The organism is Pseudomonas sp. FG35 (genome assembly GCF_057809295.1).
On sequence record NZ_JBMDJR010000002.1, the window covers coordinates 316,279 to 327,735 of the forward strand.

Annotated in this window: 12 protein-coding genes; 6 read left to right on the forward strand and 6 right to left on the reverse strand. The window is 60.8% G+C overall.

Going from position 1 to position 11,457, the window contains the following annotated elements; all coding sequences use genetic code 11:
* Nucleotides 1-68: 68 nt before the first annotated feature.
* Nucleotides 69-848: a peroxide stress protein YaaA gene (gene yaaA / locus ACODTD_RS05490; RefSeq protein ID WP_011332561.1), complete on the reverse strand. Its 780-nt coding sequence runs from the start codon at nt 846-848 to the stop codon at nt 69-71.
* A gap of 138 nt (nt 849-986) precedes the next feature.
* Here yaaA and ACODTD_RS05495 point away from each other — a divergent pair, with 138 nt between their 5' ends.
* The 6 genes from ACODTD_RS05495 (at nt 987) to ACODTD_RS05520 (ending at nt 6,083) form a co-directional block, all read left to right on the forward strand.
* Entirely contained in the window at nt 987-2,111 is a 1,125-nt protein-coding gene (locus ACODTD_RS05495; protein WP_041475145.1) for a polysaccharide deacetylase family protein, read from the forward strand.
* Nucleotides 2,112-2,460: 349 nt separating this feature from the next.
* Nucleotides 2,461-3,855 (forward strand): PhoH family protein, encoded by a 1,395-nt coding sequence (locus ACODTD_RS05500; protein ID WP_011332563.1) that lies wholly within the window; start codon nt 2,461-2,463, stop codon nt 3,853-3,855.
* Nucleotides 3,856-3,956: 101 nt separating this feature from the next.
* Nucleotides 3,957-4,430 (forward strand): cyclic pyranopterin monophosphate synthase MoaC, encoded by a 474-nt coding sequence (moaC, locus tag ACODTD_RS05505; RefSeq protein WP_007957321.1) that lies wholly within the window; start codon nt 3,957-3,959, stop codon nt 4,428-4,430.
* Complete coding sequence (locus ACODTD_RS05510; protein ID WP_085608143.1) at nt 4,427-4,669, forward strand: MoaD/ThiS family protein; 243 nt, start codon at nt 4,427-4,429, stop codon at nt 4,667-4,669. The genes moaC and ACODTD_RS05510 overlap by 4 nt, the downstream gene beginning before the upstream one ends.
* Nucleotides 4,670-4,672: 3 nt before the next feature.
* The gene (gene moaE / locus ACODTD_RS05515) at nt 4,673-5,125 is read left to right on the forward strand and encodes a molybdopterin synthase catalytic subunit MoaE (RefSeq protein ID WP_085746993.1); all 453 of its coding nucleotides are present in this window, start codon (nt 4,673-4,675) and stop codon (nt 5,123-5,125) included.
* A 181-nt stretch (nt 5,126-5,306) separates the two neighbouring features.
* Nucleotides 5,307-6,083 (forward strand): ABC transporter substrate-binding protein, encoded by a 777-nt coding sequence (locus ACODTD_RS05520; protein WP_011332566.1) that lies wholly within the window; start codon nt 5,307-5,309, stop codon nt 6,081-6,083.
* A gap of 37 nt (nt 6,084-6,120) precedes the next feature.
* Here the strand turns inward: ACODTD_RS05520 and ACODTD_RS05525 are convergent, their stop codons facing one another.
* The 5 genes from ACODTD_RS05525 to ACODTD_RS05545 form a co-directional block, all read right to left on the reverse strand.
* Nucleotides 6,121-6,762, reverse strand: a complete 642-nt coding sequence (locus tag ACODTD_RS05525) for a helix-turn-helix transcriptional regulator (protein ID WP_007957327.1) — start codon at nt 6,760-6,762, stop codon at nt 6,121-6,123.
* A 93-nt stretch (nt 6,763-6,855) separates the two neighbouring features.
* Nucleotides 6,856-7,983 carry an NAD(P)/FAD-dependent oxidoreductase gene (locus tag ACODTD_RS05530; RefSeq protein WP_489104592.1) on the reverse strand — a complete coding sequence of 376 codons (1,128 nt, stop codon included), beginning with the start codon at nt 7,981-7,983 and terminating at the stop codon, nt 6,856-6,858.
* 14 nt (nt 7,984-7,997) lie between these two features.
* A complete protein-coding gene (locus tag ACODTD_RS05535) occupies nt 7,998-8,942 on the reverse strand; it encodes an ornithine cyclodeaminase family protein (RefSeq protein ID WP_489104593.1) in 945 nt (314 codons plus the stop codon).
* A gap of 124 nt (nt 8,943-9,066) precedes the next feature.
* Nucleotides 9,067-10,545, reverse strand: coding sequence for an ATP-dependent RNA helicase RhlB (gene rhlB / locus ACODTD_RS05540; RefSeq protein WP_489104594.1), 1,479 nt, complete (start codon nt 10,543-10,545; stop codon nt 9,067-9,069).
* Nucleotides 10,546-10,641: 96 nt separating this feature from the next.
* Entirely contained in the window at nt 10,642-11,298 is a 657-nt protein-coding gene (locus ACODTD_RS05545) for an alpha/beta hydrolase (protein ID WP_039769482.1), read from the reverse strand.
* Nucleotides 11,299-11,457: the final 159 nt, after the last annotated feature.

Genomic DNA, 11,457 nt, shown 5'->3' on the forward strand with positions numbered 1-11,457 from the left:
GCGAGGGTTTTTTGACATCGTGCGAGCTGCACGACTCTTCATATAAAGAGTCGTGCATTAGGCATGCTTTATTCGGGGGCGTGATCGCGTAGAAAAACCAGATTATCCGGTTTCGATTGCTCGGCGCTGTAGCGATAACCCTGCACATCGAACTGTTTGAGCAGGGCCGGATCGTTGATTTTTTCCTGGATCACGAAACGGCTCATCAGGCCTCGGGCCTTTTTCGCGTAGAAGCTGATGATCTTGTATTGGCCGTTCTTCTGATCCTTGAATTCGGTGTTGATGATCCGCGCGTTCAGGGCCGTGCGCTTGACCGCCGAGAAGTATTCGTTGGACGCCAGGTTCAGCAGCACGTCATCGCCCTGATCGGCCAGCGCTTCGTTCAGCCATTCGCTGATGCGCGTGCCCCAGAAGGCGTACAAGTCCTTGCCACGGGCGTTGGCCAGTTTGGTGCCCATTTCCAGGCGATATGGCTGCATCAGGTCGAGCGGGCGCAGCAGGCCATAGAGGCCGGAGAGCATGCGCAGGTGTTTTTGCGCGTAATCGAAATTGGCTTCACTGAAGGATTGCGCGTCCAGGCCGGTGTAGACGTCACCCTTGAACGCGAGCAGCGCCTGTTTGGCGTTTTCCGGCGTGAACGCCGGTGTCCAGCTGCCGAAACGCGCGGCGTTGAGACCGCCGATCTTGTCGGACACGTGCATCAGTTCGCTGATCTGCGCCGGGCTCAGTTCGCGCAGTTGCTGGATCAGTTCCTGGGAATGGTCGAGGTATTGCGGCTGGGTGAAGCGCTGGGTCGCCGGCGGTGTTTCGTAATCGAGGGTTTTGGCGGGGGAAATCACCATCAGCATGAAGTCGTCTCCTTTAATCGTGGGGGCGATTCTAGGGGGTTGGGGCGGATGACTCCAGCTATCGCGTCCATAGGTGATCGGCGGTTTTCCAGCCGGATCGGCTATAGTGCGGCGCGGGTTTTGTTATGGAGACACCCTTTGCGCATTGTTCTTTTCTTCACCGCGTGGCTGTTGAGCGTCGGTGCCGTAGCGGCGCCGGGCGATATCGCGACGCTGGATCGCAGCACCTGGCCGGAAAAACTCGACAATCCGACCCTGTTCGACGTCGCCTCGCGGGCGGAAATCCTGATGTTCGCCCGCGGCCTGCTCGGTACCGAAGCGCTGGACGAAGCGGCGCTGGCCCAGCGTCTGGGGCTGCGCACGGTGAATCTGGACGCGATCAACAGTCTGCGCGAGCGGCTGTGGCAGCGGCTGCTGGCCAACTACAACTTTGCCCAGCAAAGCTGCGATCAGGACGCCTCGTTCTGCTTCCTTGTCGAGGACCTGCCGACCCTGCGCGAGCAGGCTGCCAAATTCGTGGTCAGCGACGAAAGCTATTACACCAGATGGGCTGAACCGAGCCGGATCTTCCACCTGCAATACCTTGATGAGCTGATGCGCAAGGCTGCGCTGTCGCCGCAGACCAGCAGCGAACTCGATCATTTCGGAGACTACGAGCGCAACGGCGACGACATGCACGATCGCTTGTTTCTGCTGAGTTTCGACAGCGCCGCCAACCTGCAACCGGACAACACCGACTGGCTCGCCGAGTACCTGCGCAAGTCGAACCTGAGCGGCACCTTTTTCATGCTGGGCAAGGATGTTCAGGCGCGGCTGGCCGAACGTTCCGTCAGCAGTCTGCAAGCGGCGTTTTCGCAGCAGTGCGTCGGCGTGCAGGGCTGGGAGTTCCGCTCCCACAGCCACTGGCAGGACTGGCAGGATTCGGTGCGGCGCAGTGCCGATCTGGTCCGCAACAAGCTGCCGGAAAACTACGTGCCGCTGTTCCGTCCGCCGGAAGGGCAACGTCGCAGCGATGCCCGTAGTTTCTTCAACAGTCAGGGCCTGCAAGTGGCGCTGTGGGACATCGATGCCCAGGACGGCGCCGGCAAGCTCAAGGGCGCTCCGAGCGCGCAGCGGGTGCTGACCCTGATGCTGTTGTGGCGGCACGGGGTGATCAATTTCAACATGAAACAGGATGCGGTGAAGACCGCGTTGCCGTGGCTGATCACGCAAACCGCGCAAAGCGGCATCGGCTGGGAAGACTGTCAGGACGCATTTCGCTGAAAAACGGCAAGAGCCCGGAAACATTGGGCTTGGGGTGATTTTTTTGCAGAATTTGATGCAGGCGGACTTCCGACTCTAACGGGGGCAGGGCGGTCCGCCAAGGGCTTTTCGTCACTTTGCAAAATAAACTTCAAAAAAGCGTCAAAGTGCTTTTTTCTGTCACGGGTTTTGGAGTATTACGAAGTCAGACCGCCGAAACCTGCAACACAGGTGGCGTCTTCCAAGACCCATTTTGTGTGCGGTTCACCTGCTATCCCGACAAAAGCTGTGCAGGTGGATTCGGCAGTCACTTCGAGGCGCAGCACCGCCGAGGTATTGCGTCGAATGGCTCCCACAAAGGTGACCGAGTATGGATGATCACGGACGTAGCCCTTCCTCCAACCAGCCAATCCTTTATGTACTCGATACCAACGTACTGATTCACGATCCGAACGCCCTGCTGAATTTCGAAGAACACCACGTCGCGATCCCGATGACCGTGCTTGAAGAGCTGGACAAGCTCAAGAGCGGGCATCACAGCGTGGCCGCCGAGTGCCGTCAGGCGATCCGGCTGATCGACAAGACCCTGGGCGATGCCTCACCCGATGACGTCGAACAGGGCGTGCCGATCCAGCGCGGCAAGGGCGGCCCGAAGGGCTTGCTGTCGATTCTGATGAGCAAACAGGCCGAATCGAACCTGATTCTGCCCGAGCATCTGAACGACAACAAAATCATCAACCAGCTGATCGACCTGCACACCCGCGAACCGAGCAAACCGGTGGTGCTGGTCACCAAAGACATCAACATGCGCCTCAAGGCGCGCGCCTGCGGGATCGACGCCGAGGACTACAGCACCGACCAACTGGTCGACGACGTGTCCCTGCTGCCCAACGGCTATCACAACATGACCGGCTCTTTCTGGGACCGCGTGAGCAAGGTCGAAACCCGTCAGGACCACGGCCGCACCTGGCATCAGGTACAGCTGATCGACAACCTGCCTGCCGTGCACATCAACGAATTCATCATTGATGAGCAGGGCTTCGTCGGCTGGATCAAGGAGATCGAAGAAGACAAGCTGCTGATCCTCGACCTGCACCAGGAACCGCTGTTGCATCAGGAAGCCTGGGGCCTCAAGCCACGGGACATCTATCAGAGCCTGGCGCTGTATGCGCTGCTGGATCCGGACATTCACCTGGTCAACCTGTCCGGTGCCGCCGGTTCGGGTAAAACCATTCTGGCGCTGGCCGCGGCGATCGAGCAGACCATGGTCAGCAAGCGTTATCGCCGCATCATCGCCACCCGCAGCGTGCAGGGCCTGGACCAGGAAATCGGCTTCCTGCCCGGCACTGAAGCGGAAAAAATGGAGCCGTGGCTGGGCGCCATCACCGACAACCTCGAAGCCTTGCACATGGATGACGAAAACACCCATGGCAGCGTCGACTACATCCTCAGCAAAGTGCCGTTGCAGTTCAAATCGCTCAACTACATTCGCGGTCGCAGCTTCCAGCAGAGCCTGATCCTGATCGACGAATGCCAGAACCTCACGCCGCACCAGATGAAAACCATCATCACCCGGGCCGGCGCCGGTTCCAAAGTGGTGTGCCTGGGCAACCTGGCACAGATCGACACCCCTTACCTGTCCGCGACCAGCTCCGGGCTGACCTACCTGACCGAACGCTTCAAGGATTTCCCCAACGGGGTGCATATCACCCTGCAAGGGGTGCCTCGCTCGATCCTGGCCGAATACGCCGAATCGCATCTGTAACCGTCAAACCGAACCGGGCGACTGCAAAGTCGCCCGGTTTTTTATGTGCGCAATTCTGACCCCCAGGTTTACAATCGGTGCTCCTGATCAGGAGTAATCCCGTGCTGACTCATCTCGATTCCCAAGGTCGCGCCAACATGGTCGACGTCACCGAAAAAGCCGTGACGTTCCGTGAAGCGACGGCCCAAGCGCTGGTGCGCATGCTGCCCGACACCCTGCAGATGATCGTCAGCGGCGGCCATCCCAAGGGCGACGTGTTCGCCGTGGCGCGCATTGCCGGCATTCAGGCGGCGAAAAAAACCAGTGACCTGATTCCCCTGTGCCATCCGTTGATGCTGACCGGCGTCAAGGTCGAGCTCAGTGCCGAAGGTGACGACGCGGTGCGCATCGTGGCTCGCTGCAAATTGTCCGGGCAGACCGGTGTGGAGATGGAAGCGCTGACCGCCGCCAGCGTCGCCGCGCTGACGATCTACGACATGTGCAAGGCCGTGGATCGTGGCATGACCATCGAAAGCGTACGTCTGCTGGAAAAGGTTGGCGGCAAGAGCGGGCATTTCCAGGCGGAGCAGCCATGAACCTGACCGTGAAGTTTTTCGCCCGTTACCGCGAGGCGCTGGGCGTGGATTCGGTGAAGGTCGAAGGTGATTTCGCCACCGTCGATGACGTTCGTGCGTTGCTGGCGCAGCGTGAGGGCGCCGAGGTGCTGAGCGAACAGAACCTGATGTGCGCGCGCAACGAAGACCTCTGCCAGCTCGACGAACCGGTGGTCGATGGCGACGAAGTGGCGTTTTTTCCTACCGTGACCGGAGGCTGAGACATGGGCATTCGGGTGCAGTCCGAACCGTTCGATCCTGGCGCAGAAGTCAACGCGATGCACGCGGCCAATGTCGGCGTCGGCGCGGTGGTGAGCTTTGTCGGCTACGTGCGCGACTTCAACGACGGCCTGGATGTCGCCGGGATGTTCCTCGAACACTATCCGGGCATGACCGAAAAGGCCCTCGGCAAGATCGCCGTTGAAGCCGAGGAGCGCTGGCCGCTGTTGAAACTGGAAGTGCTGCACCGCATCGGCGCGCTGGAGCCGGGCGAGCCGATCGTGTTCGTCGCCGCCGCCAGCGCCCACCGCCAGGCGGCGTTCGACGCCTGCGCCTTCGTCATGGATTACCTGAAAACCCGCGCACCGTTCTGGAAGAAAGAAAACACCAGCGACGGCCCGCGCTGGGTCGAAGGCCGTGACAGCGATCATGCGGCGGCGGATCGCTGGAAGCAGTAATTCCTTTCCCAATCAATCTCCCCTCGACTCCCGACCATCGGCTGACGCCGATGGCGTTTGTCCAATTGACGGTTTGTACGTAAAAGTCCAGTATGGATTTACAAGTACAAAAAAGTCTTTCCCCGTTTCCAGCTTTTTCTTCTGTCTTGCCAAACCAACAACAACCCGCGAGAGAACGAACATGAAGAAATTCCCCCTCATCACCGGTCTGGCACTGAGCCTGTTGGCGTGCAGCAGCGCGTTCGCCGCCGAGAAAACCCTGCGCATCGGTATCGAAGCGGCGTATCCGCCCTTCGCCTCGAAAACCGACAAGGGTGAAATCGTCGGTTTTGACTACGACATCGGCAATGCCCTGTGCGCGCAGATGCAGGTCAAGTGCGTGTGGGTCGAGGGCGAGTTCGACGGTCTGATTCCTTCCCTGAAAGTGAAGAAAATCGACATGGCGCTGTCGTCCATGACCATCAATGAAGACCGCAAGAAGTCGGTGGACTTCACCCACAAGTACTATTTCACCTCGTCGCGGCTGGTGATGAAGGAAGGCGCGAGCGTCGATGACCAGTACGCCAGCCTCAAGGGCAAAACCGTCGGCGTGCAGCGTGCGACCACCACCGACCGTTACGCCACCGAGGTGTTCGAGCCCAAGGGCATCAACGTCAAGCGTTACGGCAACAACGAAGAAATCTACATGGACCTGGCGGCCGGGCGTCTCGATGCGATCTTCGCCGACACCATCCCGTTGACCGACTTCCTGTCGATGCCGCGCGGCAAGGGTTACGCGTTTGTCGGGCCTGAGCTGAAGGATCCGAAGTACGTGGGCGAGGGCGCGGGGATTGCGGTGCGCAAGGGCAACACAGAACTGGTCAGCCAGTTGAACACTGCCATCGACGGTATTCGCGCCAGTGGCGAGTACCAGAAGATTTCCGAGAAGTACTTCAAGTCCGATATCTACGGCGACTGAATCTGAAAACCGTGCAGCCTTCGCAGGCTGCACGGTTTCAGCCCTTCAATTCCTTCAAATGCTTGTACACCGTGGCCCGCCCCATGTTCAGTACATTGGCCACATAGTTCGAGGCGCTCTTGCCCTTGAACGCCCCCTCGGCGTGCAGCGCCAATACCAATTCGCGTTTGTGATCGCGGGTCAGCAGGTTCAGGCTCAGTTGCCGCTCGCGTAGCCAGGCGTGCAGGAAAGTGTTGATGCGCTCCTGCCAGTCATCGCGAAACAGCGAGTCCGGTTGCGGGATCAGTTTGCTCGGCGAGAGGAACAGGTCTAGCGCAGCCTTGGCATTCTCGAACAGCGAAATATTCAGATTGATGCACAGCACCGCCAGCGGATGACCTTCGCTGTCGCGCAGCACGGTGCTCAGGCTGCGAATCTTCTGGCCGTCCCAGTTGAGCTTTTCGTACGGACCGATGTTCCGTTCGCTGACGTCGTCGCTGAGCATGTCTTCCAGCGACGATTCATCGCCGATCACCCGTTTCGACAGGTTATTGGCGATGTAGTCGACCTTCTGCGTGCGCAGGTCGTGCAGCACCACTTCGGCGTGGGGAAAGAACAGCGTAGCGATGGCATCGGCGATGGCGTGGTAGTTATCCAGCGCGGCGTCATGCAACTCGGGCGTGTGTTCGGGGGCGGTCATAACTGTGTAGCTCCAGGCAACGTCAACGCCCCCGTGATCCAGGGGCGTTGCGAGTGTGCCGCAATCCGTCGGGCGCGTCATCCGGGTGGACGGTCAGGCCAGGCGGGCAGGGGCGAGCATGGCGGCTGTCAGGCCGAACTGCTTGAGATGGTCGGGCAGCGATTCGCCACGCACCAGCGCTGCGCTGGCCATGCCCATGGCTGGTGAGGTCTGGATACCGTAACCGCCCTGGGCGGCGACCCAGAACAACCCCGGCACCTGCGGATCGAAGCCGGACAGCAAATCACCGTCGGCGACGAAACTGCGCAGGCCGGCCCAAGTGCGGGTCGGGCGGCGGATGGTCAGGGTCGTCGCTTCTTCGATCTGGTAAATGCCCATGGCAATGTCCAGTTCTTCCGGTTGCACATCGTGGGGTTCGACCGGGTCGGCGTTGGCCGGTGAGCCGAGGAACATCCCGGCGTCGGGCTTCATGTAGAAGGATTCGTCGAGGCTGACCAGCATCGGCCAGTGATGAATGTCCACGCCTTCGGGGCCGGCGAAGATGAACGCCGCGCGACGTTTCGGTTGCAGGCCCAGAGGCGGAGCACCGGCCAGGGCACCGATCCTGTCGGCCCAGGCGCCTGCCGCGTTGATCACAACAGGAGCGCTGAAGGTCTGGCCGTTGGTCTGCACGTGCCAGATGCCGTCGGCGTCGCGACTCAGGCCGAGCACTTCGCAATCGGTCTGCACCTGGCCGTTGTTGCGGCGGATACCGCGCAGATAGCCCTGATGCAAGGCATCGGTATCGATGTCGCTGGCGGTGGGGTCGTAGATCGCGCCATGGACTTTTTCCCGGCGCAGGATCGGCAGCCGGGCGCAGGCTTCATCCGCGCTGAGCAACTGCATCTCCGGCACTGTGGCCTTGGCGCTGAGGTATTGATTGTTCAGCTCGGCGGCGTCGCCGGTGAAGTCCACGGTCATTTCGCCGCGTGGAGTCAGCAGCGGATGCTCGCAGAAGCCGCTGGGCGGATGGTCGAAGAATTCGCGGCTGGCCTGGGTCAGCGCCCGGACCTGCGGAGTGCCGTAAGCGGCGGTGAACAGCGCAGCCGAACGCCCGGTGGAGTGATAGGCCGGGTGCGACTCGCGCTCCAGCACCACGACCTTGCCGTGCTGCGATAGCCAGAAACCGGTGGACGCGCCGGCAATCCCGCCGCCGATGATGATGAAATCTGCATGACTCATGAAAATCTCCGGTGTCAGCGCTGCAATTGATAGACGGCGTTGGCCAGGGCGATGTCTTCCAGGCCCAGACCGATGGAGCGGAAAAACACGTGACGGTTGTAATCGGGGCGCTGCACTTTTTCGCTGAGCAGATCCGCCAGGTCACCGATGATCGCGTTGTTGTCCCAGCCATGTCGTTCGCTGGCGATCAGCATCTCGCCGGCCGAGCCCGGGGTGGTCAGACGATAGTCGCAGAACACCTGCATGTCGTTGAGGCTTTGTGGGGGCACTTCGTGGGCGCGCGGTGCGTTGGTGCTGATCGAGGTGATCAGCGCCGGTTTGCTCAAGGTTGCCGGGTCGATCACGGGACCGGCGGACGAGGTGCAGAGCATGATCACGTCGGCTTCGGCGATGGCGGTTTCGCGGCTGTCGGCGATGTTCACCCGTGGATCGAGGGCTTGCAGTTGGCGGGCGGTTGCGGAGTCTTCGCTCAAGGTCGGCGAGTACACGCTGATGCTCTGCCAGTCGCGCAACGTTTTGACGTAATGCAGGTGCGCCTGGGCGACCTTGCCGCTGCCGACGATTGCCAGACGCGCGGCCTTCAACGGGGCGAGGGCATCGACTGCGACGGCGGTGGTCGCAGCGGTTCGGGCGGTGGTCAGTTCGCGGGCATCGCAGAGCAGCAACGGCTGGCCGGTCTGCATCGACATCAGCAATGTCCACGCCGTCACCAGCGGGCCTTGTTCGCGAACGATGTAAGGCGAAGTCTTGACCCCGTACACGCCGTCTTCCGCCAGCACGCCCAGATAGTTGATGAAGTCCCCGGCACCCTGAGGAAATTCCACCAGTTGCTGCGCCGGTTGCACCGCATGCCCGGCCGCCAGATCACGGAACAGCTTGCGCAGGATCTGCGGCACATCGATCCGGGCCAACAGCTCGCGGGCCTGGGTTTGGTCGATCACGTAAGGCGTACTGGACATGCCGGACTCCGAAGACTGTTTATAAACTAATTTGTCTATTATGGACTTTTAGTATTATTGAACAATATCCGGGCGAAAAAAAAGCGCAGTCCGTTGCCGGCTGCGCTTCTAGTTTTGGCGGCGCTTACTGTGGACGCTTGCGCTCAACCGCCCGCAATAGATGGGTCGGCGGTGTTTCACAGCTGATCTTGCGACCGAGTTTTTCTTCGATGGACGGCAACTGATAGGAGTCGTCCTCACCGGCGAAGCTGATCGACACACCGTCGGCGCCAGCGCGACCGGTACGGCCGATGCGGTGCACGTAGTCGTCCGGGACTTCCGGCAGAGTGAAGTTGATCACGTGGCTGATGCCGTCGATGTGGATACCGCGACCGGCCACGTCGGTGGCGACCAGCACCCGGATCTTGCCTTCGCGGAAGCCTTCCAGCGTCTTGATCCGCTTGTGCTGCGGCACGTCGCCGGACAGTTGCGCGGCGTTGATGCCGTCACGCACCAGGCGTTCCTCGATGCGGCGCACTTCGTCCTTGCGGTTGGCGAACACGATGACCCGCTCCCAGCCGTTGTCGTTGACCAGGTTGAACAGCAGTTTGTATTTGTCGGCACCGGCCACCGCGTAGATGTGCTGCTCGACGTTTTCGTTGGCCACGTTGGTGACTTCGATTTCGACGATCGCAGGATCGGTGGTCCACTGCTTGGCGAGGTTCATCACGTCATCGGTGAAGGTCGCGGAGAACAGCAGAGTCTGGCGTTCGCTTTTCGGCGGGGTCTGGCGAATGATCTGCCGGACCTGCGGGATGAAGCCCATGTCGAGCATGCGGTCGGCTTCGTCCAGCACCATCACTTCGACCATGTCCAGGTGCACGTCACCGCGCTGGTTGAAGTCAAGCAGGCGGCCCGGGGTCGCGACGAGGATGTCGCAATGGCGCGCTTCGAGGTGCTTGAGCTGCTTGTCGAAGTCCATCCCGCCGACGAAGGTCATGACATTGAGACCGGTGTACTTGGTCAGGTCGGCGGCGTCCTTGGCGATCTGCACCACCAGCTCGCGGGTCGGCGCGATGATCAGCGCCCGTGGTTCGCCCATGTAGCGCTCTTTCGGCGGCGGGGTCTGCAGCAGCTGGGTGATGATCGAGATCAGGAACGCGGCGGTCTTGCCGGTGCCGGTCTGTGCGCGGCCGATGGCGTCTTTGCCGGCGAGGGTATAACCCAGCACCTGGGCCTGGATCGGTGTGCAATACGGGAAACCCAGGTCGTGGATGGCGTGCATCAGTTCCGGGGCGAGTTTGAAATCGTGGAAGCGGGTCTTGCCTTCCTGGGGCTCGACGACGAAGTCTTCGAGTTTCCAGGGAATCACCGGCGCCTTGGGCTTGGGTTCGCGACGTGGTCTGGCCGGTTTCGGTGTTTCGCTGCGGGCCGGCTCGGTGGCGGGCGCGGCAGCTGGAGCGGGTTTCGGTTCTTGCTTTGGGGGCGTGGCGGGCGTCTGGCGGTCGGCCTGGCTGGCATCGTTGCGATGACCGGCGGCGTGCGACGGCGCAGTGGGGACTGGCGCGAGCTGCTCAGCCTCGCTTTTACCGAACATTTTCTTGAGTGCTTTGAGCACGGTCATCTCATCAATTGGTTAAGGAATGTACGCCGGCCAGTGTAATGCAAGAAACGGGCGCGGCGTAGTGGGATGATCAAAGGGCGACCCCTGTCGCAATTGTCAGCGCAGGCGTTCGCTCAACCATGTGCCGATGTCGCGAATTTCTTCGGGTAACACTTCGTGCTCCATTGGGTATTCCTGCCATGTCACGGTGACACCATGGGCCTTGAGATACTCATAAGCCGTGCGTCCCATCGAGTTCTGCACCACGTTGTCGAACTGGCCGTGCAGCGCCAGCACCGGAATCCGCTGCTGGCTGGCGGACAACTCCAGTTCATCGCTGAACGTCGGCGCGTATGTCGATAATGCCAGCACCCCGCCCAACGGCCCCTGCCATTTCAGGAATGCGGTGTGATAGACCACGGCGCCGCCCTGGGAAAAACCGGCGAGGAAAATCCGCGAGGCGTCTATTCCGCTGCTTCGCTGTTCTTCGATCAATTCGATGATGCGATCGGCAGACGCTTCCAGCTCATCGCGGTCGATCGCCCGGGCCGGGCTCATCGCCTTGATGTCGTACCAGCTCGGCATGGCATATCCGCCATTTATCGTCACCGGACGGGTCGGCGCCTGGGGCAGGACGAAACGCGTGCTCAGCAGGCTTTCCTGAAGCGCTTCGGCCACCGGCAGAAAGTCGTAGCGGTCGGCGCCGAGGCCGTGCAGCCAGATCACGCAGGCGTCTGCGGGCTTAACAGGCTGAAGAATCAAGGGCTCGGTCATGGCTGCTCCAATTGTGTGCGGGCGCTCTCATTGAGTGCGTGATTTGCGTGCGCGCCCGGTTGATCCGTTAAGAAGATGTCGCAAGGCTGCAAGTTTTGCTATTGACGTGTCACTCAATCGCTTCAGCAGCCGGTGTGGTACGGGCTTTGCTATGAGGTA

What these genes read in the sequence shown, in the direction of transcription:
- ACODTD_RS05545 (WP_039769482.1), bottom strand. Translation starts at nt 11,298, where the DNA reads ATGACCGAGCCCTTGATTCTTCAGCCTGTTAAGCCCGCAGACGCCTGC.
- ACODTD_RS05535 (WP_489104593.1), bottom strand. Translation starts at nt 8,942, where the DNA reads ATGTCCAGTACGCCTTACGTGATCGACCAAACCCAGGCCCGCGAGCTG.
- ACODTD_RS05500 (WP_011332563.1), top strand. Translation starts at nt 2,461, where the DNA reads ATGGATGATCACGGACGTAGCCCTTCCTCCAACCAGCCAATCCTTTAT.
- yaaA (WP_011332561.1), bottom strand. Translation starts at nt 848, where the DNA reads ATGCTGATGGTGATTTCCCCCGCCAAAACCCTCGATTACGAAACACCG.
- ACODTD_RS05510 (WP_085608143.1), top strand. Translation starts at nt 4,427, where the DNA reads ATGAACCTGACCGTGAAGTTTTTCGCCCGTTACCGCGAGGCGCTGGGC.
- moaE (WP_085746993.1), top strand. Translation starts at nt 4,673, where the DNA reads ATGGGCATTCGGGTGCAGTCCGAACCGTTCGATCCTGGCGCAGAAGTC.
- ACODTD_RS05530 (WP_489104592.1), bottom strand. Translation starts at nt 7,983, where the DNA reads ATGAGTCATGCAGATTTCATCATCATCGGCGGCGGGATTGCCGGCGCG.
- rhlB (WP_489104594.1), bottom strand. Translation starts at nt 10,545, where the DNA reads ATGACCGTGCTCAAAGCACTCAAGAAAATGTTCGGTAAAAGCGAGGCT.
- ACODTD_RS05520 (WP_011332566.1), top strand. Translation starts at nt 5,307, where the DNA reads ATGAAGAAATTCCCCCTCATCACCGGTCTGGCACTGAGCCTGTTGGCG.
- ACODTD_RS05525 (WP_007957327.1), bottom strand. Translation starts at nt 6,762, where the DNA reads ATGACCGCCCCCGAACACACGCCCGAGTTGCATGACGCCGCGCTGGAT.